Origin of the sequence: Burkholderia sp. Ax-1720, from assembly GCF_011753035.1 — a bacterium.
Taxonomy (GTDB): domain Bacteria; phylum Pseudomonadota; class Gammaproteobacteria; order Burkholderiales; family Burkholderiaceae; genus Burkholderia; species Burkholderia gladioli.
The window spans coordinates 1-23,757 of the sequence record NZ_VWWK01000066.1 but is presented as its reverse complement, the minus strand read 5'-3'; the positions used below and the strand labels follow the sequence as shown (position 1 = coordinate 23,757).

General features: G+C 68.1%; 23 protein-coding genes. 12 read left to right on the top strand and 11 right to left on the bottom strand.

The window, feature by feature from the left end:
- The first annotated feature begins 76 nt into the window (after nt 1-76).
- Complete coding sequence (gene aqpZ, locus F3J18_RS19605) at nt 77-817, top strand: aquaporin Z (protein WP_025102243.1); 741 nt, start codon at nt 77-79, stop codon at nt 815-817.
- Between the two features lie 139 nt (nt 818-956).
- Here aqpZ and F3J18_RS19600 read toward each other — a convergent pair whose 3' ends face one another.
- Entirely contained in the window at nt 957-2,258 is a 1,302-nt protein-coding gene (locus F3J18_RS19600) for an aspartate aminotransferase family protein (protein ID WP_025101525.1), read from the bottom strand.
- Nucleotides 2,259-2,406: 148 nt separating this feature from the next.
- On the opposite strand from F3J18_RS19600, the gene F3J18_RS19595 reads away from it, so the two are divergent.
- On the top strand, nt 2,407-3,267 hold the full coding sequence (locus F3J18_RS19595) for a LysR family transcriptional regulator (protein WP_166913710.1): 861 nt from the start codon (nt 2,407-2,409) through the stop codon (nt 3,265-3,267).
- Between the two features lie 50 nt (nt 3,268-3,317).
- On the opposite strand, the gene F3J18_RS19590 is transcribed toward F3J18_RS19595, so the two are convergent.
- Nucleotides 3,318-3,905, bottom strand: a complete 588-nt coding sequence (locus tag F3J18_RS19590; protein ID WP_025101524.1) for a TetR family transcriptional regulator — start codon at nt 3,903-3,905, stop codon at nt 3,318-3,320.
- A 132-nt stretch (nt 3,906-4,037) separates the two neighbouring features.
- Between F3J18_RS19590 and F3J18_RS19585 the strand changes: the two genes are divergently transcribed.
- Complete coding sequence (locus F3J18_RS19585; RefSeq protein WP_025101523.1) at nt 4,038-4,364, top strand: hypothetical protein; 327 nt, start codon at nt 4,038-4,040, stop codon at nt 4,362-4,364.
- Nucleotides 4,365-4,370: 6 nt separating this feature from the next.
- Here the strand turns inward: F3J18_RS19585 and F3J18_RS19580 are convergent, their stop codons facing one another.
- Entirely contained in the window at nt 4,371-4,793 is a 423-nt protein-coding gene (locus F3J18_RS19580) for an Rrf2 family transcriptional regulator (RefSeq protein ID WP_025101522.1), read from the bottom strand.
- 108 nt (nt 4,794-4,901) lie between these two features.
- Here F3J18_RS19580 and F3J18_RS19575 point away from each other — a divergent pair, with 108 nt between their 5' ends.
- Entirely contained in the window at nt 4,902-5,876 is a 975-nt protein-coding gene (locus tag F3J18_RS19575) for an alpha/beta hydrolase (protein ID WP_166913709.1), read from the top strand.
- 116 nt (nt 5,877-5,992) lie between these two features.
- Here F3J18_RS19575 and F3J18_RS19570 read toward each other — a convergent pair whose 3' ends face one another.
- Together F3J18_RS19570 and F3J18_RS19565 are read right to left on the bottom strand one after the other, a co-directional pair.
- Nucleotides 5,993-6,727, bottom strand: a complete 735-nt coding sequence (locus tag F3J18_RS19570) for an SDR family oxidoreductase (protein WP_166913708.1) — start codon at nt 6,725-6,727, stop codon at nt 5,993-5,995.
- A complete protein-coding gene (locus tag F3J18_RS19565; RefSeq protein WP_205195495.1) occupies nt 6,724-6,876 on the bottom strand; it encodes an NAD(P)-binding domain-containing protein in 153 nt (50 codons plus the stop codon). Before F3J18_RS19565 ends, F3J18_RS19570 begins: the two co-directional genes overlap by 4 nt.
- A gap of 97 nt (nt 6,877-6,973) precedes the next feature.
- Between F3J18_RS19565 and F3J18_RS19560 the strand changes: the two genes are divergently transcribed.
- The 3 genes from F3J18_RS19560 (at nt 6,974) to F3J18_RS19550 (ending at nt 9,245) form a co-directional block, all read left to right on the top strand.
- Nucleotides 6,974-7,864: a LysR family transcriptional regulator gene (locus F3J18_RS19560; protein ID WP_166913707.1), complete on the top strand. Its 891-nt coding sequence runs from the start codon at nt 6,974-6,976 to the stop codon at nt 7,862-7,864.
- A gap of 206 nt (nt 7,865-8,070) precedes the next feature.
- The gene (locus F3J18_RS19555) at nt 8,071-8,307 is read left to right on the top strand and encodes a hypothetical protein (protein WP_166913706.1); all 237 of its coding nucleotides are present in this window, start codon (nt 8,071-8,073) and stop codon (nt 8,305-8,307) included.
- Nucleotides 8,304-9,245, top strand: a complete 942-nt coding sequence (locus F3J18_RS19550) for a DUF4919 domain-containing protein (protein WP_166913705.1) — start codon at nt 8,304-8,306, stop codon at nt 9,243-9,245. Before F3J18_RS19555 ends, F3J18_RS19550 begins: the two co-directional genes overlap by 4 nt.
- 27 nt (nt 9,246-9,272) lie before the next feature.
- On the opposite strand, the gene F3J18_RS19545 is transcribed toward F3J18_RS19550, so the two are convergent.
- Nucleotides 9,273-10,184, bottom strand: a complete 912-nt coding sequence (locus F3J18_RS19545) for a DMT family transporter (protein WP_025101517.1) — start codon at nt 10,182-10,184, stop codon at nt 9,273-9,275.
- Between the two features lie 57 nt (nt 10,185-10,241).
- On the opposite strand from F3J18_RS19545, the gene F3J18_RS19540 reads away from it, so the two are divergent.
- Nucleotides 10,242-11,228, top strand: coding sequence for a LysR substrate-binding domain-containing protein (locus F3J18_RS19540; RefSeq protein ID WP_166913704.1), 987 nt, complete (start codon nt 10,242-10,244; stop codon nt 11,226-11,228).
- Nucleotides 11,229-11,251: 23 nt separating this feature from the next.
- Here the strand turns inward: F3J18_RS19540 and F3J18_RS19535 are convergent, their stop codons facing one another.
- The 4 genes from F3J18_RS19535 to acnA form a co-directional block, all read right to left on the bottom strand.
- Nucleotides 11,252-12,346 (bottom strand): serine protease, encoded by a 1,095-nt coding sequence (locus F3J18_RS19535; RefSeq protein ID WP_240154584.1) that lies wholly within the window; start codon nt 12,344-12,346, stop codon nt 11,252-11,254.
- A 113-nt stretch (nt 12,347-12,459) separates the two neighbouring features.
- Nucleotides 12,460-13,212, bottom strand: a complete 753-nt coding sequence (locus F3J18_RS19530) for an ABC transporter substrate-binding protein (RefSeq protein ID WP_166913703.1) — start codon at nt 13,210-13,212, stop codon at nt 12,460-12,462.
- On the bottom strand, nt 13,209-14,195 hold the full coding sequence (locus F3J18_RS19525; RefSeq protein WP_166913702.1) for a GntR family transcriptional regulator: 987 nt from the start codon (nt 14,193-14,195) through the stop codon (nt 13,209-13,211). The genes F3J18_RS19530 and F3J18_RS19525 overlap by 4 nt, the downstream gene beginning before the upstream one ends.
- 58 nt (nt 14,196-14,253) lie before the next feature.
- Nucleotides 14,254-16,911 carry an aconitate hydratase AcnA gene (gene acnA / locus F3J18_RS19520; RefSeq protein ID WP_166913701.1) on the bottom strand — a complete coding sequence of 886 codons (2,658 nt, stop codon included), beginning with the start codon at nt 16,909-16,911 and terminating at the stop codon, nt 14,254-14,256.
- A gap of 826 nt (nt 16,912-17,737) precedes the next feature.
- Between acnA and F3J18_RS19515 the strand changes: the two genes are divergently transcribed.
- Entirely contained in the window at nt 17,738-18,859 is a 1,122-nt protein-coding gene (locus F3J18_RS19515; protein ID WP_166913700.1) for a lipid II-degrading bacteriocin, read from the top strand.
- Nucleotides 18,860-19,078: 219 nt separating this feature from the next.
- Entirely contained in the window at nt 19,079-20,134 is a 1,056-nt protein-coding gene (locus F3J18_RS19510) for a lactonase family protein (RefSeq protein ID WP_166913699.1), read from the top strand.
- Between the two features lie 76 nt (nt 20,135-20,210).
- Here the strand turns inward: F3J18_RS19510 and F3J18_RS19505 are convergent, their stop codons facing one another.
- Nucleotides 20,211-22,322 (bottom strand): carbohydrate-binding protein, encoded by a 2,112-nt coding sequence (locus F3J18_RS19505; RefSeq protein WP_166913698.1) that lies wholly within the window; start codon nt 22,320-22,322, stop codon nt 20,211-20,213.
- Between the two features lie 422 nt (nt 22,323-22,744).
- Between F3J18_RS19505 and F3J18_RS19500 the strand changes: the two genes are divergently transcribed.
- Nucleotides 22,745-23,104 carry a hypothetical protein gene (locus F3J18_RS19500; RefSeq protein WP_025102112.1) on the top strand — a complete coding sequence of 120 codons (360 nt, stop codon included), beginning with the start codon at nt 22,745-22,747 and terminating at the stop codon, nt 23,102-23,104.
- Nucleotides 23,105-23,217: 113 nt separating this feature from the next.
- Nucleotides 23,218-23,589 carry a DUF4180 domain-containing protein gene (locus F3J18_RS19495; RefSeq protein WP_096751675.1) on the top strand — a complete coding sequence of 124 codons (372 nt, stop codon included), beginning with the start codon at nt 23,218-23,220 and terminating at the stop codon, nt 23,587-23,589.
- Nucleotides 23,590-23,757 lie beyond the last annotated feature (168 nt).

The following is a 23,757-nucleotide window of genomic DNA, read 5'->3' as shown; positions in this document are numbered from 1 at the left end:
TCGACCTAGTATGAAATCGGCCGATTCCAGCGGCCGTTTCGGTGTCATCGATCCATCCTGATGAGGAGTCCAACTCATGAACCTGTCTCACCGACTCGCCGCTGAAGTCTTCGGCACCTTCTGGCTGGTACTGGGCGGCTGCGGCGCGGCCGTGCTCGCGGCCGCGTTCCCGCAACTGGGCATCGGCTTCGCCGGCGTCGCGCTGGCCTTCGGCCTGACCGTGCTGACCATGGCCTTCGCGATTGGCCATATCTCGGGCTGCCACCTGAACCCGGCCGTCAGCGTCGGCCTCACCGTGGCCGGCCGCTTCCCGGCTCGCGACCTGGTGCCCTACATCGTCGCGCAGGTGGTGGGCGGCGCGCTCGGCGCCTTCGCGCTGTACCTGATCGCCACCGGCAAGCCCGGCTTCGACTTGGTGGGCAGCGGCTTCGCGACCAACGGCTTCGGCGATCGCTCGCCCGGCCATTACTCGCTGGGCGCGGCCTTCATCTGCGAAGTGGTGATGACGGCCTTCTTCCTGTTCGTGATCCTCGGCGCCACCGACAAGCGCGCGCCGGCCGGCTTCGCGCCGATCGCGATCGGCCTGTGCCTGACGCTGATCCACCTGATCTCGATCCCCGTCACCAACACCTCGGTGAACCCGGCACGCTCGACCGGCCCGGCGCTGTTCGTCGGCGGTGACGCGATCGGCCAGCTGTGGCTGTTCTGGGCCGCGCCGCTGATCGGCGCCGTGATCGCCGGCGTGGTCTACCCGATCGTGGCGGGACGCGGCTCGGTGATCGACGCGCTGCCCCCGGCGGCGGCTCCCGCCGAATGAAAAACGGCGGCGCGAGCCTGCCGATGCAGGTTCGCGCCGCCGTTCGTTCCCAGTCGCTGCTGCAGCAGCAGAGCAGGACAAGCATGCCGCGCTTCCTCGCGAAGCGCCCGCCGGCCCCCTTCCCCGCCCCTCCCCCGCCTCAGATCGACTGCTCGATCGCCTTGCCGAGCAGTTCCACGCCCAGGTCGACCTCCGCCTCGCTCACCGTCAGCGGCGGCGCGATCCGGAACACGCCGCCCATCCCCGGCAGTTGCACGATGTTCATGCTCAGGCCGAGCTTCATGCATTCGCGCGTGATCTTCGCGCCGAGCCCGTCGGCCGGCTCCTTGCTGCGGCGATCCTTGACCACCTCCATGCCCAGCAGCAGCCCGCGCCCGCGCACGTCGCCGATGCAGTCGTAGCGCTCCATCAGCCCGAGCAGGCCGTGGCGCAGGCGCTCGCCCATCTGGTTGGCGCGCGCCACCAGCCCTTCCTTCGCCACCACGTCGAGCACGCGCAGGCCGACCGCGGCCGGCAGCGGATCGGAAACGTGGGTGGTGTAGAACAGGTAGCCGCGTTCGTGCGCGCGCTCCTCGATCTCGGCCGAGGTGACCACCGCCGCCAGCGGCAGCCCGGCGCCCAGCGTCTTCGACAAGGTCAGGATGTCGGGCGTGACGCCATCGCGCTCGAACGCGAACAGGGTGCCGGTGCGGCCCACGCCGGTCTGCGCCTCGTCGAGGATCAGCAGCATGCCGCGCTCCTCGCACTTGCGCTTGAGCGCGGCCAGGTAGCCCGGCGGCAGCTCGATGATGCCGCCCGAGCTGAGGATCGGCTCGGCGATGAAGGCCGCCAGGTTGCCGCTCGACTGGCGGTCGACCAGGTCGAAGGCGTAGTCGAGCTCGGCCAGGTAGTCGTAGCGGCCCTCGCGCTCGAAGCGCGGGCGATAGGTGAAGGGCGCGGGGATCGCGAACGAGCCGACCGCCGCCGGGCCCACGCCCTTGCGCCCGGCGCTGTAGGTGGCCGAGGCGGCGTGCCCGGTCATGCCGTGCCAGGACTGCGCGAAACCCACCACCTCGTACTTGCCGGTGACCAGCTTGGCCATCCGGATCGCGGCCTCGTTGGATTCCGCGCCGGTGCTCAGCAGCAGGGCGCGGTCGAGCCCGGGCGGGGTGATCTCGGCCAGGCGCGTGGCGAGATCCACCACCGGCCGCGACAGCATCCCGCTGAACAGGTGGTCGAGCTTGCCCGCGTATTCGTTGATCACCGAGACGATCTCGGGATGGCTGTGGCCGAGCACGGCGCTCATCTGCCCGGAGGTGAAATCGAGGATCGCGCGCCCGTCGGCGTCGTAGACGAAGCTGCCCTGCGCGCGCTCGATGATCATCGGTTCGAAGCTGCCGCCGTAGCGGATCAGGTGCTGCCTGGCGCGTTGCCAGAACTGCTCGTCTTGATTGCGGGACACCGTGGTTCTCCTGGCTGGACTGGCGGATCCCTCGCGGCGACGGACCCGGGTGAACGAATGCTTGCAGTCTAGTGGCCGCTCTGGTTTTATAGAATCTAATAGTTTTAATGCCAGATAGTAGATCCGCTAATATCTTGGGGAACCTGCCTTGAGCCAGACACTCGATATCGACCTGCTGCGCAGCTTCGTCGCGATCGCGGAAGTGCGCGCGCTGAGCCGCGCCGCCGATCGCGTCGGCCGCACCCAGTCCGCGCTGAGCCAGCAGTTGCGGCGCCTGGAGGAGATCGTCGAGCAGCCGCTGTTCCAGCGCACCGGGCGCGGCGTGGTGCTCACGCATCCCGGCGAGCGCCTGCTCGGCCATGCGCAGCGCATCCTGCGGCTGCACGACGAGGCGCTGGCCGATCTGTCCGGCAAGGGTCTGTCCGGCACGATCCGCTTCGGCTGCCCCGAGGATTACGCCACCACCTTCCTGCCGCCGCTGCTGCGGCAGTTCTCGATCCAGCATCCGCATGCGCAGGTCGAGGTGTTCTGCGCGCCGTCACCGCGCCTGCACGAGCAACTGGCCAAGCACGCGATCGACCTGGCGATGGTTTCGGTGGCCGATGGGCAGCCGGTCGGCAGCGGCCCGATCCGCCGCGAGCCGCTGGTCTGGATCGGCTATCCGGGCCTCGCGCCGGCCGATTTCGAGCCCTTGCCGCTGGCGCTGTCCGATCCCGACACGCTCGACCATCGCGCCGCCTGCGCGGCCCTGCAGCGCGCCGGGCGCGCCTACCGGATCGCCTACGCGAGCAGCAGCCTGGCCGGCCTGATCGCGCTGGTGCGTTCGGGGCAGGCCTTCGCGGTGGTCACGCAGATGGCCGTGCCGCCCGACCTGGCGATCCTCGGCGGCGATCCGGGCCTGCCGGCCCTGCCCGCGGTCGGCATCACGCTGCGGCTGGAGCAGGCCCAGCCCTCGCCGCTGGTCGAGGCCTTCGCCGAACATATCCGCGCCACCCTGCCCTCGCTGTGAGGGCTCGGCGATTCGTTCGCGATCCTCATCGATCTCGCGCGACGGGCATGTCAGGCGAGCAGGCGCTCGAACAGCGGCGCGAGCGTGTCGACCAGCGCCTGCCGATCCGCCTCGGCCAGCGGCGAGAGCCCGATCATCTGCCGCATCATCTGGAAACCGGCGATCAAGGCCAACACCAGCGCCGCGCGTTGCGGCGCATGCGCGCCATCGAGCAGGGACGCGATCGCGCCGAGCTGGAAACGCTCGATCTGCTCGCGCGCGATCGCGGCGGCGCGATCGCTCGAGGCCGAGCGCATCATGATCTGGAAACCCTCGAGCGGCACCGCGTCGACGGCCGTGATGTCGACCAGCGCGGCAGCCACGCGCTCGCCCGACACGGGCCGCGCGAGGATCGCCGGCAATACCACCGAGGTGCTCGCCATCGACTCGGCCAGCACCTCGGCGAACAAACCCTCCTTCGAACCGAAGTAGCGATTGACCAGCATCGCCGTCACGCCGGCGCCGGCCGCGATCTCGCGCACGCCGGCGCCCTCGTAGCCCTGGCGCGCGAAGGCCAGGCGCGCCGAGGCGAGGATCGCCCGGCGCGTGGCGGCGGCATTGCGCCTGCGTTTCTCGGGGGGCGGCGGGGGCGTCGTCATCGGGATCGGCTCTTGTCTCGAAGCATGCGAAGGTAGACGGATGATACTGAGCCCGGCGGGAATTGCCTCGCCGCTTGAACTTTTCAATCTCCTGACGATCCATACCCGCTTTCAGGTAGATCGGAGAAGTTCATGCTGCGTATCGCGACCACCCTCGTCCTGCTGGGCACCGGCGCCCAGGCGCTTGCCGCCGGGGAAACGCGCCCCTCCCTGTTCAAGGAATACGACGTGCTGGACAAGCGCGACAGGATCCTGCGCGAGGACCATCTGCGCGACTCGCTCAAGAGCGACGCGGAAAAGAGACGGGCAGCGGGGCTCGGCATGTATCCGCAGCATGGGCAGCGCAACGTCGAGCAAGCCGGCAACCTGTCGGTCAAGCCGTATTCGAAGAATATCGATTCGTACTGCTACCAGGAATCGGGCAACTCGACGACCTGCGGTTCGCGCCTGAACTGGTAAGCCCCCTCATCCCGCCGCGGCCTTCACGCGCCGCGCCAGTTCGGAAAGCCGCACGCGCCCGAACTGGCGCAGCAGCGCCTGTTCCGCGGTATCCAGCGCATCGCCGAGCATCCCGTTGACCACCGCCTCCACCGGGCAGGCGGGGTTGTCGTCGGCCGGGCCGATCGCGAACGTGCTTCCGGGCGCGATCGCCTCGTGGATATCGCGCACCGTCATCTCGCCGAGTTCGCGGCGCAATACCCAGCCGCCCTTCGGGCCGGCGATCGACTCGACGTAGCCGGCCTCCCGCAATGCCGCCATGGTGCGCCGGACCAGCGACGGCTGCGTGTGCAGCATCAGGGCAATCGTGTCCGAGGTGGTGGTGCCGCCGCGCAGATGCATGTGAATCAGCACATGAAGCAGGCGCGCCAGCCGGGTATCTCTCTGCATGATCCGGGTGTGGAATATTCGTGACGTTTGATGTTACGATTTCACGCGACTTTACGCAAACCTCGATTTACGCAAACCTCGATACCCATCCCGTCCCGGAGCGCGAACATGCCTGCCCTCACCCGGTCCTTCATCGACACCAACGGCGTGCGCCTCGGCCTCGCCGCCCAGGGCAGCGGCCCGCTGGTCCTGCTGCTGCATGGCTTCCCCGAAACCTCGCACAGCTGGCGGCATCAGCTCGGCGCCCTGGCCGATGCCGGCTTCCGCGCGATCGCGCCGGACCTGCGCGGCTACGGCACCAGCGACGGCCCGGCGGATCCCGAGCGCTACACGACGCTGGAGATCGTCGGCGACCTGGTGGGCATATTGGACGCGCTGGGCGAAACCGAGGCGGTGGTGGTCGGCAACGACTGGGGGGCGACCATTGCCTGGCAGGCCGCGCAGTTGCGCCCCGATCGTTTTCGCGCGGTGGTCGCGCTCGGCGTGCCGATGATGGGCCGGGCCCCGATGGCGCCGAGCCGGCTGTTCCCGATCAACGAGCAGGCCTGGTTCTACACGCAGTATTTTTCCGAGCCAGGGCTGGCGGAGCGCGAGTTCGAGCGCGACGTGGCCGCGACGCTGCGCAGGATCTATTTCTGGGCTTCGGGCCAGGCCGGCCCGCGCGAGGCCGCCACGCCGAACCCCTTCGGCATGATCGCGCGCGAGGCCGGGCTGCTCGACGCCCTGCCCGAACCTGCCGCGCCGTCGGCCTGGCTCGATGCCGATGATTTCGATGTCCTGGTCGAGGCCTTTCGCGCCTCCGGGTTTCGCGGCGGGCTGAACTACTACCGCAATCTCGATCGCAACTGGATGCAGCAGGCCACCTTCGAGGGGCTTGCCGTCGAGGTGCCTGCGCTGTACCTCGTCGGCGAGCATGATCCCGGGCTGGCCATCCCCGGCATGCGCGAGATCATCGCCGCGATGCCGGCGCTGGCGCCCGCGCTTCGCGACACGCGCATCGTCGCGGGCGCGGGACACTGGCTGCAGCAGGAGGCGCCCAATGAGGTCAACCGGGCCTTGCTCGGGTTCCTGCGCGGGCTCTGAAGGCCTGCGTTCAGGCATCGAAGTCGCGAAGCGTACCCCGGCGCGGACGACCGCGACCGCGCCGAAGCCTCCCGCTGCCGCGCGCCGGCAAGCTCATTCGCCACCGGCCCTTCACCTCATCGCTGCCCACCATCGACGTCCAGCACCGCGCCCGTCGTGAAGCCGTTTTCCATCAGGAACTGCACGGCGTGCGCGACATCGTCGGCCGTGCCCACCTTCCCGACCGGCAGCGTGCGCGCCAGCTCGCCGAAGAAATCGCGCTGCGCCTGCGCCGACAGGCGCGCGCGCCACAGCGGCGTATCGATCATGCCGGGCGTGACGGCGTTCACGCGGATCGGTCCAAGCTCCAGCGCGGCGACCCGCGCCAGCGCCTCGATCGCGGCATCGACCGATGCCAGCGTGGCCGTGCCGACCATCGGCTTGCGGCTGATCCAGCCCGAGAACAGCGTGATCGAACCACCCGGCGCGAGCCGCGGCGCGCCATGCTTGAGGCAGTGAAGCTGCCCCCAGTACTTGCTCTCGAACAGCGAGCGCGCCGCCACGACATCCAGGTCGACAAGACTCCCCCTGACGCTACCGGCCGCCGCCGTGACCAGATGATCGATGCGCCCGATCCGCTCCAGCGTGTCGACGACGGCACGCTCGTCCGTGACGTCGAGCGCATGCGCGCTCGCGGCCGCGCCCAACTCGGCCTGGGCGGCCGCGAGCTTCGCGGCGTCGCGCCCGACCAGGATCGGCGCCCCGCCACGGACGACCACGCGGCGTGCCACGGCCAGGCCGATGCCCGAGCCGCCGCCGGTGATCAGCACGCGCGCGCCCGCCAGGGGCGAGACCTCGCCGCGCTCGCTCACGAGGCGTATCCCGCGTCGGTGACGTCGGTGCTGAAGGCAAGCGCCTTCTGCGGATCGCGCGCGCCGATCGCCAACCGATGGGCCGCGCCCGCCAATGCCGCGGCCAGACCCGCGCCCATGTTTCCCGTACCGCTGATTGCGACCTTCATGACCACTCCTGTGTTGAAAGGGAGCAGCCATCGTAGACTTGAAACATATCGGGATAAATCACCGAAATTGCTCGACACTTGAAACAGGAAATTTCCAATGGACCGCTTCACCAGCATGGCCGTCTTCGCGAAGGCGGTGGAACTCGGGTCGTTTTCGGCGGCGGGCGAGGCGCTGAAGATGTCCTCGCAACTGGTCGGCAAGCATGTGCAGGCGCTGGAGGGGCATCTGGGCGCGCGGCTGCTGAACCGGACCACGCGGCGCCAGCACCTGACGGATATCGGCGCGAGCTACCACGAGCGGGTCAAGACCATCCTGGCCGAGGTCGAATCCGCCGAGGGGCTGGTGGCCGAGACGCATCGCCAGCCCAGTGGGCGGCTGCGGATCAGCGCGCCGACCACCTTCGGGCTGCATGCGGTCTCGAAGGTACTGCCGGCCTACCTGGCGCGTTATCCGGCGCTGTCGGTCGAGCTGTGCCTGTCGAATCGCTATGTCGACCTGATCCACGAAGGCTTCGACGCGGCGTTCCGGATCGGCGAACTGGCCGACAGCGCTCTGGTGGCACGCAAGCTGGCACCCTATCGGCTCAGGCTCTGCGCGTCGCCCGCCTATCTCGCCGCGCATGCGCCGATCCGCCATCCCGACGAACTGCGCCGCCACGAATGCCTGCGCTTCGCGCATCCGCAACTCGGCACGGCCTGGAGCTTCACGGGGCCGCAAGGCATCGTGACGGTGCCGGTGGGTGGACGGCTGGTGGTGGACAGCGGAGAAGCGCTGATGGCGGCCGCGCGTGCCGGCATGGGGCTGCTGCTGCAGCCCACCGAGTTGGTCGAGGACGACCTCACCGAAGGCCGCCTGGTCGAGGTGCTGACGGATTTCCCGGCGCCCGATCGCAGCCTGCACCTGCTGTATGCGCCCGATAGGCAGATGACGCCGAAGATGCGCAGCTTCATAGCGTTCGCGCTCGAAATGTTCCAGGCGCCGCGCTGAAGGCGACGCCTGACGAAACGACGGGTATCGCCGATGAGCCGTCACGCTACCGACACCCGAATCCCTTCAATCACCATTCATCGAAAAGGCATATATCAATCGAATATCAATAATTACGAAAGTAATGCGGAGGCGGAGACCACAACATCCCCACCACGGATGCCGATTGATACTATTTCGCAAAACAACTTTCAAACAAATAGACCATGCGCAGATTGAAGCTGCTGCCTTGCCTCGCGATTGCCTTTCTTTCCGGCCATGCGCTGGCCCAGGCCTCCACGCCCGACATCGACCAACTTCAACAGCAGAGACAGAAATTCGTCCGGGACGACAAGATCGATCTCCTGCAGTTGTCGCACGATATCGAAGACACTGCGCGGGAAGCCAATGCCCTGGACCGGGCAGGCAGGGGATCGGATGCCTGGACCGCCTGCTGGAATTGAACAAATACGCTCCGCTGGCGGCATTCCCCGATTACGACGTCCAGGTCTTGTGCGCCAATATCTACGGACATTTCAATCCGTCCCTGTCGAAGGATTGCCGTAACCGCGCGCAAGCCATGGCGGATATCTTGAACAACCGTATCGGCAGCGGCGCCACGCCCGACGATCCGGTTCGCGTCATCACGATCGCCGAGGTCCATGAATGGATGAGCCTGCATTCGGCGAACATCACCAATATCCAGGGATATCAGTATCATGATGTCCCCTTGCAGAAGATCAGCTATGCCGGCCAATCCGGCGGCGGGCAGGCTGCCATCGCGTATTTCGAAATCAACCCGCGCGCCATGGCATCGATCACCCGATCGGCGCCCAATCCCTTCGATCCGCTGCCGCTCAGCGGACAATACGCGGATGCCTATCGCCAGGTTCACGAGAAACGCCTGCAGTTCCTGGCGGATCACAGCTTCAACTACCCTGACCTGATCCAGCTGTGCAGGGATCTGGGCAAGCAGGCCATGCAGCTTGCGCAGCAAGGCGACTACGACGGCGCCTTGGCCAGGATCAGGGAGGTCGAGAAGGTTCGCCCGATCCGGGACATTCCGATCTTCAGCCTGATCTCCAACTACAGCTATTTGTTGGGCAAGGCCGGCAATGCCTCCGCCCAGGCCGAGATGAGGCTCTACTTGTTCGGCATCACGCAGGACATCGCCCACAGCGGCGACGGGCTGTCCCCCGAAACCGCCATCCAGGTTGCGGATATCGGCGAGGAATACTCGTGGCTCCAGGCGAGAAAGCTCCGCATGACCCGGCAATCACTCATCACGCGGGGCGAGGCTCGCTACGACATGCTCGACACGACCAGCCAGGATGGAAAGACGCAAAACGTCTACTTCGATGTGACCAAGGTTTTCGCCCGACAAGCGGAAATCATCCACTGAGGCGTATCTGGACCGCATCGGTTCGACTCACCCCCGCCCGCGCCAAGCCACCAGCACCACGCCCGCGATCGCCGTGGCGCCGCCCGCCAGCGTGGCGAGGCCGGGACGCTCGCCGGTCAGCCAGGCCGACAGCGCGGTGGCCACAGCGGGCGACAGGTACAGGAAGTTCGCCGCGCGCGCGGCGCCGAAATAACCGAGCGCGTAGGTCCAGCTCGCGTAACCGAGCGCGGCCGGGAACACGCCGAGCATCAGCACCGCCGCGAGCGTGCCGTGAGGCGCCGCGGGCAGCGCGCCGATCGCGCCCGGCAGCCACGGCGAGAGCCAGAGCGCTCCTGCCAGCAGCGTATAGGCCGTGCAGGCCAGCGGCCCATAGACGGGAATCAGCCGCCGCTGCAACACGAAATAGCTCGCCGTACAAAAGGCCGCCGCGAGGATCAGCGTGCTGCCGGCGCCGAGCGCCAGGCCGCCCGGCTGGCCGCGCGCGATCACGGCGATGCCGGCCAGGCTGACCAGCGAGCCGATCCATCCCCAGGCATTGATGCGCTCGCCGAGGAACAGCACCGCCAGCACGGCGGTGAAGATCGGCAGCGTGCTGGCGATGAAGCTGGCCGCGCCGGGGGCGACGGTCTGCTCGCCGGTGTTCAGCAAGGCGTTGTAGAAGGCGATGCCGAACAGCCCGCACAACAGGAAGCGCAGGCCGTCGCGCCAGCCCGGCAGGCGCGGCCGCCGCCAGGCCAGCCAGGCGAGCACCAGCACGGCGGCGGTGCCGAAGCGCCCCGCCGCCAGATGCAGCGGCGACAGGCCCTGCAGGCCGATGCGGATGAAGGGAAAGGCCGAAGCCCAGGACACCACCGTGAAGGCGACCGCGCCGAGCGCGAGCAGCACCTGCCTGAGATCGCGCGGCGAGCAGTTTTTCGAAGCCGGGGAGAGCGTGTTCATGCCGGGATCGTGCCGCATCGCCAGCTGTTAAGCTAGCGCATCGATCAACGTCTTCCTGTGAATATGGCTCACAGCTCACCTCGCCCTCGCGTCCCGTCCGCGGCACGGCTCGCCGACGCCGCGCCCGACGCCGCGCGGCCACCGCTGGCCAGTCTCGAGACGGTCTGCAACGTGGCGCGCCACGGTTCCTTCCTGGCCGCCGCCGAGATCTCCGGCCTCACGCACGGCGCGATCAGCCGGCGCATCGCGGCCGTGGAGAACTGGCTCGGCGTGAAGCTGTTCGAGCGCCACGCGCGAGGCGTGCGGCCGACCCTGGACGGGCAGCGCTTCGTCAGCCGCATCGAGCAGGCCTTCGGCATCATCGACAGCGCGGCCGACCAATGGCGCTCGCCGCGCAGCGCGCGCCTGGTCAAGCTGAGCATGGTGCCGGCCTTCGCCAGCCTGTGGTTCCTGGCCCGCCACGGCGATCTGGAGAACGAAGCACCGGCCCTGCGCATCGAGCTCGACATCGACCATCGCGCCGTCGATATCGCGGGCGGCCAGGCCGACCTGGCGATCCGCTACGGACGCGGCAACTGGCGCCATCTGGAGGCCAGGCCCTTCCTGCCCGAAACGCTCTACCCGGTCGCGCATCCGGCGCTGGCCGCGCAACTGGCCAAGGCCATGCGCCGTCACGGCGAGGCCGCCCTGCTCGATGCCCCGCTGCTGCACGACTCCGACGCGACCGGCTGGCGTGCCTGGTTCGAGCCGCTCGGCATCGCGCTCAAGCCGCGCGCGCAGGATCGACGCTTCGAGGACTACACGCTGGTGCTGGCCGCCGCCGAGGCCGGGCTCGGCGTGGCGCTGGCGCGCGTGCCGGTGGCCGCCGCCCATCTGGCGCGCAGCCCGCTGGTGCGCCTGAGCCGGCGCGAGGTGGTGTCGCCGCTGAAGTCCTACATCGTGCACGCCCGCGACGAATGCCGCCCCGAGGTGCTGGCGCTGATCGACAGGTTATTGAGGATGGCGAACCAGGAAGCGGCGCACCTGGCGGGCGCCGGCGGCTGACATCGCGGCGCCGGCCGTGCCGCTCACCGGCTGGCGGGCGAAGGCGCGGCTGCCGGCGCCGAGGCGGGCGTGCTGGCGGAAGCCGGCGCCTGCCAGACCACCGCGTTGTCGACGGCATACAGCCTGAACGTGACTTTCGACTTGCGGCAATCGTCCTGGAAGCGCGCGAATTCGGCCGAGCTCGAGAAGCTGCCGAACTTGCCGTCGCTGGTGAACACGAAGACGCGCGGCGCGGCCAGCAGCAGGAACTGCTTGTAGGCCAGCACCACCGGCGCCTTCTGCGCGGCCGGCACCGGCAGCGCGTCGACATCGCCGAGCGCGGCGTAGCCGCTGCCCGCCACGCTGCCGTCGGCGCCGAAGCGCACCCCGGCGGCCTTCATCTCGCCTTGCCAGGCCGCGATTTCCTTCGCGTAGCGCTCGGGAAGCTGGGCGACCCATTCGGCCGGATACGAGAACGCGAAATTCTCGGTGGCCGTCGCCACCGAACGCACCACGCCCACCAGCCTCCCCTGCTGGTCGAACAGGCCGCCGCCGCTGGAGCCGCTGGTGACGGGCGTGGACGACTGGATGATCGGCACCGTGCTCTCGGGCTCCTGGCGCAGCGAGGAAATCAGCCCGTCGGTCAGCGACAGTTCCAGCCCGCGCGGGCTGGAGATCACGTAGACGCGCTGCCCGACCCGCAAGGTGCTGATCGGCGCGACCTGCACCGGCGCCACCTCGAACTTGCCGGCCACGCGCAGCAGGCAGAGATCGCGGCGGTTGTCGGGATCGCGCAGCACCTCGTCCACCTTCAGCGTGGCGCCGTTGTTGCCCAGCGTCACCGCGATCGACTTCTCGACCACGTGGCAGGCGGTGATGAAACGGCCCGGCGCGATCAGCACCGCGCTGCCGATCAGGTACTGGTTGCCTTGCGGCTGCTCGGCCCGCACCGTCCAGACCTTCGGCGAGACCGCCGCGAACACCTGCTCGGCCTGGCTGCCGGTCGCGCTGTTGGCGACATGCGCGGCGTCGTTGGCCTGGCCGCCGGCTTGCGCGAACGCGCAGGCGCCGAATCCGCACAACAGCAACCCGGCGGCATGGCGCAGGATGGCGGCGAAGCCTGCTCGGTCGATTCTCAAGGGACGTCTCCTTGCATTCGGATCACGCGATGGACGGCTGCCCGGCGCCGCCACGACGGCGTGCCAGGTCCCGATTATAGGGACCTGCCCGAACGGCAGTCAGGAGCGCGCGCTCAGCCCCGCCCGGCCGGCGCCACCGAGGCGCCCGCCACATGGTGCCGGGCCAGCGCCTCGGCAACGAAGCCCGAGGCCTTGTGCGCCTCCACGAAGGTGTCGAGCGCCTCGGCGGCCGCCTGGCCGCGGCTGCGGGGCAGGCCCATCGCCTGGCGGATCACCATGAAGCGGCCGTCGAGCAGGCGCAGGCCCGGCTGCCGCGCCGCGTCGGCTTCCAGTTGCTGCTTCACGCCGGCCGCCACGTCGTGCCCCTCGGCCAGGAAGGTCGACACCACCGCCGGCGAGGACGGCGCGCGCTCGATGGCGGCCGCCTTCAGCTCGCGCGTCAGGAACAGGTCGTAGGCGCTGCCCTTGCCGACCGTGACGCGCACGCCGGGCCGGTCGACCTCCTCGTTGGCGCGGATCGGCGAGGCCTCGCGCACCAGGTAGCAGCCCTCGATCAGCACATAGGGCGAGGTGAAGGCAATCGACTCGGCGCGCAGCGGATCGATCGCGAAGAAACCGACGTCGGCGCGTTCGTCGCCGACCGCCGCCACCGATTCGCCGGCGGTGGCGAACACCACCAGCTCGACCGGCACGCCAAGCTCCGCGCCGAGCGCGCGCGCCAGGTCGACCGAGACGCCGGCCGGCGCGCCGCTGGCGGGATCGTGGCCGGCCAGGATCGGGTTGCCGAGGTTGATCGAGGCGCGCAGCACGCCGTGCGGAGCGAAGGCGGAAACGAGGGAGGAAGCGATGGCGGGATCGAGGTTCATGAGGCGCGTCGGGTTCGGTTGGGCCGCTGGCCGGCAGGCGCGGCGGCGGACGGGACGGGCGCGGTTTCCCGCGCCGGGGATCGGGGCGATGGCGATTCGAGTATCCCGCTGATGCGCGCGAGCGCGTCGAGCGTATGCAGCAGGTGCTCGCGCAGCGCCTCGGCGGCCTCCTCGTTGCGCTCGCGCGCGAGCAGGTCGAGCACGTGCAGGTGCTGGCGGCAGTGCTCGGCATAACGCTCGCGATGCCGCATCGAGCGATACGACAGCAGGCGCCGCACGCGATTGACGCGGCGGATCGTGTCGATGAAGAAGGGGTTGCCGGACGCCTCGACCAGTGCCTCGTGATAACGCACGCCGCGATCGTGCAACGCATCGGCGCTGGCCGTCTCGATGCCGCCGGCCAGCAGTTGCAGCTCGGTCTCGCGGCAGCGTTCGAGCACGCGCGGATCGAGCCGGTAGCCGGGTTCGAGCAGCGCGGCCGGCTCCAGCGCGAGTCGCAGCCGATACGACTGCAGCAGGCTGTCGGGCGTGGTCAGCATGGTCGAGAAGGCCCAGCCGTAACCCGGCTTGCGCTCGGCCCAGCCCTCGCCCGCGATGCGCGCCAGCACGGCATTGAGCTGCGCGCCGGTCAGGCCGTAGCGCTGGCGGATCAGTTGCTCGGAGAATTCGTCGGGCAGCTCGCCGCGCAGGCGATCGTCGGCGATGCGGAAATACACGCTGGAAACCAGGTCCGCCTCGTCCAGGCCGAGCCCGCCGACCACCTCCTCCAGCGGCTCGCGCAAGGCCCGCGCCACGAAGAAACCGCGATGGCGTTCGCGCGTCACCACGCCCTTCTCGTGCAGCAGCGCGAGCGCCTCGTTGACGGGCGAGCGCGACACGCGCAGGCGGTCCGCCAGCATCTGCGCCGGCAGGTGGGCGCCGGCCTCGAGCTGCTCGCTGCGGATCAGCTCGACGATGCGGGCGGCGATCGATCGGTCGGTCATGGAAGCCGGCATGAAGGATAGGCGTGGCAGGGCCGCCCATTGTCCGCGTTTCGGCGCATCACGCAAGCGCCGCCGCGTCCGCGCGCGGCAGGTGGCGGCGCAGGATGAAGGGGATCACGCCGCCCGCGCGCAGCAGCTCGCATTCGAGCCGCGTCTCGACGGCGGCCAGCGCGGCCAGCGGCTCGACGCGGCCGTGCGCGCGCACGATGCTCACGCGCACGGCGGCACGCGGCTGCAGCACCGCCTCGCGCGCATCGATCTCGATCCGGTCGCCCGGCTGCAGCGCCAGCGCATCGGGATGCGCGAGCTCGATCATGCGCAGCGGCAGGATGCCCATGCCGATCAGGTTCGAGCGATGGATCCGCTCGAAGCTGGTGGCCAGCACCGCGCGGATGCCGAGCAGGCGCTGGCCCTTGGCGGCCCAGTCGCGCGACGATCCCGTGCCGTAGCGCGCGCCCGCCACCAGCACCACCGCCTCGCCCGCCTCGCGATAGCGCGCCGCCGCCTCGTGCAGCGGCATGGCCTCGCCCGAGGGCGCATGCACCGTGTGCGCGACCGGCAAGCCGGCACGCAGGCGGTTCTCCAGCGTGCGGTTGTAGAAGGCCGCGCGCAGCATCACCTCCCAGTTGCCGCGCCGCGACGCGAACACGTTCAGGTCCTCGCGATCCTCGCCGCGCTCGACCAGGAAATCGGCGACGGGGCTGTGCTTCGGGATCGCGCTGGCCGGCGAGATGTGATCGGTGGTCACGTCGTCGCCATAGACGGCCAGCGGATGCGCCACGTAATGGCCGAGCTGGCTGCCCGCCTCGGCCGAGGCGAAGGGCGGGCGGCGCAGCGCATTCGAGGCCGGATCCCAGGGGAAGCGCGCCGAATCCGGCGCTTCCAGCGCGTGCCAGGCGGGATTGGCGCTGGCGATCGCGAAGGCGCGGCGGTAGTCGCCCGGCTCGTTGGCGCGCGCGACCAGCGCATCGATTTCCTCGCGCGTCGGCCACAGTTCATGCAGGTGCACGGGCGTGCCGTCGTGCGCCAGGCCCAGCGGCTCGCTGCCGAGGTCGCGCGCCGCATCGCCGGCCAGCGCGAAGGCGATCACCAGCGGCGGCGACATGATGAAACCGAGTTCGAGCTCGGGATGGATCCGGCCCGGGAAATTGCGGTTGCCCGACAGCATCGCCACCGGGCGCGCGGCCTTGGCGGCCAGCGCCGCGCGGATCGGCTCGCCAAGCGGTCCTGAATTGCCGATGCAGGTGGTGCAGCCGTAGCCGACGATCGAGAAACCGAGCGCGTCGAGATCCCCGATCAGCCCGGCGCGTTCGAGATAGGCCGCCGCCGCCGGCGAACCCGGCGCGAGCGAGGTCTTGACCCAGGCCGGCACCGTCAGGCCGCGTTCGCGCGCGCGCCGCGCCACCAGCCCGGCGGCGATCAGCAAGGCCGGATCGGAGGTGTTCGTGCAGCTCGTGATCGCGGCGATCGCCACCGGATGATGCGGCAGGTTCGTCGTCCGCGCCCCGCTCGCCGGCGGCGCGCCGTCCAGCTTCGCGAGCGTCTCGGCCACGGCCGTGTAAGGCAGCCGGTCCTGCGGCCGGCGCGGCCCCGCCACCTGCATCGCGATGCCGTCGAGCGCGATCTCGATGCGGCGCGTGTAACGCGGCTGCGCCTCGGGCTCGAACCAGATCCCGACGCGCCGCGCATAGGCCTCCACCAGCGCGATCGCGGCGGCGTCGCGGCCGGTCTCGCGCAGATAGTCGAGCGTGCGCGCATCGATCGGGAAATAGCCGGTGGTCGCGCCGTATTCGGGCGCCATGTTGGCCACCACCGCGCGCTCGCCTGCGCTCAGCGTGCTCACGCCGGGCCCGAAGAACTCGACGAATTCGCCCGTCACGCCGATCTCGCGCAGCCGCTGCGTGACCGTCAGCGCCAGGTCGGTGGCCAGCACGCCCGGCGGCAGCGCGCCGCTCAGCCTCACGCCCATCACCTCGGGAATGCGCTGCATCACCGGCATGCCGAACATCACCGTCTGCGCCTCCAGGCCGCCCACGCCCCAGCCGAGCACGCCGATGCCGTTGATCATCGGCGTGTGGCTGTCGGTGCCGATCAGCGTGTCGGGCACGGCCCAGCGCTCGCCGTCGCGCTCGATCACGCCGACCACGCTCGCCAGTTGTTCGAGATTGAGCGTGTGCATGATGCCGGTGCCGGGCGGATGGATCCGCACGCCCGTGACGGCCTTCGCGGCCCAGCGCAGGAAACGGTAGCGCTCGGCGTTGCGGGCCAGTTCGATGCGCAGGTTGCGCGGCGCCGCGTCGGGTTCGCCATGCACTTCCACGGCCAGCGAATGGTCGACCGAGGCATCGACGGGCAGCACCGGATTGAGCACCGAGGGATCGACGCCGGCTTCGGCCAGCGCGTCGCGCATGCCGGCGATATCGACCAGCGCCGGCGTGCTGGTGGTGTCGTGCATCAGCACGCGGTTCGGCTGGAAGGCGATCTCGATCTCGCTGCTGGCGTGCTCGATCCAGGCCAGGATGCCGTCGACGGCGGCGCGCTGCTCCTCGCCCTGGTGATGGCGGATCACGTTCTCCAGCAGCAGCCGCAGCACCACGGGCAGCTCGCGCAGGCGCGCGCCGAAGCGAGCCGGCAGGTCGACGATGCGGTAGCGCGCGCCGTCGAGGGTGAGGGTCGCATCAAGGGCGGCGGCAAGGGGGCTGGAGGTCGAGGTCATGCCGCGCATTTTGCATATTTCAAATGGAAAATGCAATTTCGGGCAAAATCCTGGAAGGCTATGGGGCACGATCGCCAGGCTTGGGCCGTGCCTGGCTACCGGCCGTGCGCGCTCGGCGCATCACCCAAGCGCCATCGGCGCTAGAGCGAAACGCGCGGCACATGCGCGTCGAGGTTCGAGTAGGCGTGTGTGAGGATTTCAGAATTGCGCCGGCGGCTCGTGGCTTGCTTCGATGCTGTTTGAGCAAATACGGCAACATCTCGTCAATTTCTTTCGCAATTGAAAGATTGCGCTGTATTTATGGAAACTTCGATAACGTATTTTTCCACCTACCCAAATCACCGACGCGAGGAGGCAACGACACAAGCATGCAACTTCATCACAAAAATGCAACGCATTCCATATAAGAAGCAAACATTCGAATTATCTTCGAAGCGGAATCTGACCGCGCACTATAGAAATAACAGAATGCAATAAAGCCCCCAGAACTCCCCACACAACACCAATCATTGACAAATACATGGCTGCAGACGCGAGAACGACAGCGTCCGCGTCTCGTCTCGCGACATCTATCGTCACCCAAGTGCCGGCCACGATTAAAAAACCGCACCAGCCCCAAGCCACTCGCCCTATTATCGGGAAACGTCCATGGGGCGGACCGAATACTCGACATACCGCATACCCCAACCCCAGGACGTATAGCGCAGTCGGAACGCCGATCGAGAACCACCAATTACTTGCAGTCATGCCGTTCTCCGTATGGATGCGCACCGGCTGATCATACCCTGCCTCATCACGTCACAAACCATTGTTTCCGGGGAAGAAGATGGAAAATTCCAATGACAACAACAAGTTTAAAATCCGCCGATCACTAATTGGCGCAATCGCATCGGCTCCGGCACTTGGCCTGTCCGGCATGTCGAAAAGCCTGGCAATCCAGCCCGAGATTACCTTGGCCCCGATCATCGTCGACGGCTCCGGCAACGTCATCACCAGTTCCCCGGCAGATCTACCGCGAATGGGACATCCAGCCTTGCCTCCCGAACTCATGACGAACAGCGGAACCACCCCTATCCTGCTGCTTGGGAAGGTGTATCTGATCAACGGACTCAATATATTGGGCGCCGCAAGCCAAGGCGACACGATAGGAACACTCACCGCGTTGGCCCAAGGCCTGGTCAATGCATCGGATATAGTGCTGCGCGCCCAACTCGGAATATATGCATCATTTTCACAATGGCTCGGAATTGGCGAGGGGTTCAAGAATATCGCCGGCGCCACACCGTATGGCTTGACGTTGAATCAGTCGAACATCCTGACCTCTCTGTTCGGCGTATACGCTGCCCAGTACTACCCGGGCATGTTCCTCCAGCAACCCTCGAATTTCCAATTTTATGGAACCGCGTTATTGACCACATCAGCAATATATTATTGGTTGTACGGAGATGGCTCCATGAGAAGCATGAACATTGAATCGATGAACCTGCAGATGGGAATTGCCGATTTCGATCCTATCAAGAGAGTCGCACTGGACCTTGCGAACGGGCCTGGCACGTACCACATCGATGCGCAATTCGACACGAACCTCTTCAGCCACGGGGACAAGGACATCTGGGTTGCTGGCATCCTCGGACGCGTGACCGGGCGAGTGTTTGGTGATCTTGTATTGACGGACACGACATATTCGTTCAACGGCTACTGGACTTTGTATGACGATCGCTACGAGGCCTACCCTTCGACACGTCCCGGTTATCAGGAAGTCTTGAATAACTTCCTCATGAATCTAGGCGCGAAAAGCCACAACGATTACGACATCACGTTCATCGGCAACAAAGGCGTGACGATCTCCGGGCAAAGACCGAACAAGGAGCAAGCCATCAGCCCGACAGGCCAGAATACGAGACCGTCCTTTGGCGGCTTGCCGCGCAATCCGCCGGTGATCGATTAGCCCCGGCAAGGCAGACGCTTCGGAAATTGCGCGGCCCAGGCTCGTCGCAGGGTGCCGTGCAGCACGGCGGCGCCAGCACCATTCTCGCGAAACGGTCATGACCTATTTGGATATCCGTGCCGTCGCGCGCAATCCAGAAGCAATACAATCCGGCGTCTGCCGGACAGCATGACCGGGCCGGCGCTTTCCACAGGTAGGGCATCGAGGAGAATCCGCAGCATGTACGCCTATGTCGGCTCGCGCACCACGCGCGAGCGCAACGCCCGCGGCGAGGGCATCAGCGTGTTCCGCGTCGATCCCTCGACCGGCGCGCTCGATCCCGTGCAGGTGCTCGGCGATCTGGTCAACCCGTCCTTCCTCGCGATCGATGCGCGCGGCGAGCGCCTGTACAGCGTGCACGGCGATCGCAGCGAGCTGAGCGCCTTCGCGATCGACCGCGCGAGCGGGCACCTCGCCTTCCTGAACCAGCAGGACACCGGCGGCAGGAACCCCGTCCACGTCGCGCTCGCGCCGGATGGGCGCCACGCGCTGGTCTCGAACCACCTGGGCGCAAGCCTCGCGGTGCTGCCGATCGCGGCCGACGGCTCGCTCGGCGCGCTCGCGCAATGCCTCGCGCTGGACGGCCCGATCGGCCCGCATCGCATCGAGCAGCAGCAGGCCAAGCCGCATTTCAATCCCTTCTCGCCCGACGGCCGCTTCGTGCTGGTGCCCGACAAGGGCCTCGATCGCATCTTCGTATTCCGCTACGAAGCCGGGCGGCTCACGCCCGCCGAGCCGCCCTTCGTGGCCACGCGCGAGACGGCCGGCCCGCGCCATCTCGCCTGCCATCCGTCGCGGCCCTGGGTCTATTGCGTCAACGAGCTCGATTCGACGGTGACCACCTACGACTATCGCGCCGACAGCGGCGAACTGCTGCCCAGGCAGATCGTCTCGGCGCTGCCCGACAGCTACACGGGCAACAGCCGCGCGGCGGGCATCCAGATCGACGCCGGCGGGCGCTTCCTCTACGCCTCGAATCGCGGCAGCGACAGCATCGCCTTGTTGCGCATCGATCCCGACAACGGCCGGCTCGCCTTCGTGGAAGCCGTATCGACGGGCGGGCGCACGCCGCGCTTCTTCACGCTCTCGCCGGATGGCCGCCTGCTGTATGCGCTCAACGAGGACAGCGACAGCATCGCGGGCTTCTCGGTCGATGCCGGCAGCGGCCGCCTCTCGCCCACCGGGCAGCTCAGCTCGACAGGCAGCCCGGTCTGCATGGTGTTTTCCCGCGCCTGACAAGGCCAGCCAACAAAGAAAAACGGGGCATGCCCAGGCGGGCATGCCCCGTTGCCGTTCCCGGTGCGCGGCGCGCTTACCTCAGCGGCGTCGGCCAGCCGATCGCATCGATATCCGGCGCCCAGTCGCTCGGATTCGAGATCGTCAGCGTATTGCGCGAGCCGGCCTGCAGGTTCACCGTCACCGCGGCATGGCGGATCGTGTCGTAGCTGCCCGTCGAGGGCAGCGCGAGCGTGACCGGCGTGCCGCCGTTCACGCTGACCTGCGCGTTGCGGCCGTTCGGTTCGCCGTTGCCGTACAGGATGTCGATCGAATAGGCGCCGGCCTTCGGTGCCGCGATCTGGTTGAAGCTCAGCGTGTTGGCCTGGCCGATGTAGCCGACCTTCTTGCCGCCCGAGCAGCTCGCGCAGTCATACACGGCCGCCTGCCCGCTCAGCGTGTTGAGGGGCGACTCGGCCTCGTAGGCCGCGCGCGGCGGCTGGTAGGCGAGCGGCCCGGCCACCACGGCCACGCGCTGGATCGACAGCGCCGCCGACGGATCGTGCCACTTGGCCAGCACCACGCTGTTGCGGCCCGGCTTCAGCGCGGCCTCGACGCTCACGCCGCCCAGCCCCCAGGCGGCGCCGGTCGGCGGCAGCGAGACGATGCTGCCCGGCCCGCCGTTGACGCTGAGCAGCGCGTCGACCGGTTCGCTGCCGGTGTTCTGGTAGGCGATCTGCAGGTAGCCGCCGGCGCGCTGCGAGACCACGTTGTCGAAGCTGACCGTGGCCGGATTCACGAGCTGCGCGTTCGGCTCGCAGCCGCCGCAGGACGACAGGTCCGCGCTCGGCTGGTAGGCGCTGGGCCGATACGGCACGGCCGCCGTGTCGGCGCCCTGGATCACGTAGAGGCGGCTGGTCCCGGCCGGCACGCGCGTCTCGAAGCGGCCGATGCCGATGCCGGCATTGGCGCGCGCCCAGACATCGCGCACCAGGCCCGGCACCAGCGGCTCGAGCCCGAGCTCGCGCCAGCTCACCGCCATGCTCGCGTCCTTCGTCGAGTTGTTGAACAGCAGTACCGCGCGACGGCCGTTGCCCATCAGCGGCTTGGCCCAGACCTCGACGCCGGGCGCCGGATTGGCCACCAGCACGCCCTGCAGGCCGAGCCCGTCCTGGTCGATCGCGATCATCTCGGGGTTCTTCAGCAGCGCCAGCGTGGCGGCCTTGGGCGGGCGGCCGGTGAAGTCGTTGCCGAGGATCATCGGCGCGCCCGAGATGGCCCACAGCGCGATGTGCGAGCGGTCCTGCTCGTCGGTCAGGCCCATGCCGGCCAGCATCATGTCCGGATCGTTGTAGCGGCCCGTGTGCTGCGCCTCGGGGAACACGTTGCCCTCGAAGTTCTGCCCCACCAGGCGCGGCCAGCCCGGCGTGAAGTTGTCGCCGGTGTCGTAGGAGATGTCCTCCTCGGTGCGCCACATGTCGGCCACGTTGCCCCAGTCGTAGTCGCGGCCCGTCTTCGAGTCGTTGAAGCTGTCGGGGTTGATGCTGTAGAACAGGTAGCCCTTGCGGCCGGCGCCGAGCGCCGCCTGGCGCAGCGCGTCGCGCATCTTCGCGAATACCGGCACCTGGGCCGGCGCCGCGGTCGAGCCCTTGGTGCACCAGTCGTATTTCAGGTAGTCGACGCCCCATTGCACGAAGGTGGCCGCGTCGAGCGCCTCGTGGCCCTGGCTGCCGGTATTGCCGTTGGCCTCGTTGCCGGGCGCGCCGGGGGCGAGTTCGTTCTGCAGATTGTTGAGCTGGGCACAGGTACGCAGGCCCGGCGTCGCGTAAATCCCGTATTTCAATCCCTTGGAATGGATGTAATCGCCGAGCGCGGTCATTCCGCTTGGAAACGATACATGATTTCCATTCAATTTCCCTTGTGAATCGCGAGTCAATTCCGACCAGCAATCATCGACGTTAACATAGACATATCCGGCACTTTTCAGGCCGCTGCTGACCAGGTAATCGGCCGCGTCGTGAATCACCTTTTCATTGATGTTGCAGCCGTGCCCGTTCCAGCTCGCCCAGCCCATCGGCGGCGGTGGCACCGGCACCTGCCGCACCAGCGGCCAGGCGGGCGGCCAGGCCTGCTGCGCGGCGGGCGCGGCACCGCTGCCGGGCGCCGCGGCGCCCGTCACCGAAGCCGCGCCCGCGTGATAGGAAGACAATGCCGATATGAATAAGGGCAATGAAAAAAATACCGCTCGGATATGCCGTTTCATTGAATAGGTATCCTGATTCAATTAATGGTTTTATTCGCTGCGCCAGACCTGCTCGATTGCATGCGAACGGTATCCGCCGAATCAGGGCTGATCAAGTTGTGCGACGGCTTCCCATATGTTGAATCGCGCGCGGAAAGGCGCGCTCGCGGCCTCGCGCGAGCACGCCGCGATGCAGCGACGGCGCACGCGCCGAGCCGGCGCGGTTTCGTCGCGCGATCGTGTTATGCGGCATTGCGCCGCATCATCGCTGGAGGCCAAAGCGGGCGCGCCAACCTCCCGCCTGGCCGCTTTTCGATAGACTGTGCGGATTCTCGCGGCAGCGGACGGCACGACCGGCGCACCGCGCTCCCGATCCACAGGAATTCCCGATGAAGCAAGCCGTCTTGTCCCTTGCCCTCGCTTGCGCGCTCGCGCTGCCGGCTCTCCCGTCCCAGGCCCAGGCCTTCGACGATCGCTGTTTCGCGGTCGGCGACGTGGCCGCGCAGATCTCCGGCTGGCGCAAGAAGCACAAGACCAAGGAACAGGCGATCGCGCAGTCGCACAAGTACTACGGCAACGGCCCCGACGCGCAGGCCGTCGACCAGGCGATCGAGGAGATCTACGGCGCGCCCACCCTGCTGAACCCCGACCAGGCCACCATGCTGGTCACGCAGAACTGCCTGAAGCGCAAGGCGGCGCAGGCGGCCGCCGCATCGGGCGCGGCCGGCGCTTCGGCGGCCAAGCCCTGAGGCGGCGCGCGGCCGGCTCGACGACCACGCCGCGCGATATCGCCAGACCGTTGCCTGCGCCGGCCCGCGCGCCGGCATCCCCAGCCAGCACGACGAACCGGATCCGACTCTCCATGGAAGCACGCCTGATCGAGCGGCCCACGAGCCGCATCGTCCACGTCAGCAGTGTCGATACCCCCGTGCGCAGCCGCCAGGACGCGCTCGACATCATGCTCGGCCACGGCCACCGGGATCTCGACGGCATCGCGATCGACGCCGCCTGCCTGCATCCCGACTTCCTCGTGCTGCGCACCGGCGTGGCCGGCGAACTGCTGCAGATGTTCGTGAACTACCATCTGTTGCTGGCCATCGTCGGCGATTTCTCCGAGGTCCGCGCCGGAGCGCTGCACGACTTCATCGTCGAGAGCAATCGCGGCCGGCAGGTGTTCTTCGTCGCCGATCTCGACGCGGCGATCGCCAGGCTCGAAGCGGCGCTCGCCGCCTAGGCCTTCCCTTCCGCGAATCCGGCCAGCACCTTCGCCAGCGCGCGCCCCGCGTGGCGCGCCTGCGCCAGCGTCAGGGCCGTGTAGCCGACCAGCACCGCCGGCGGCAGCCGCGCCTCGCGGCAGAACATGCCCAGCGGCTGCAGCGCGATGCCGGCCGCGCCGGCCGCC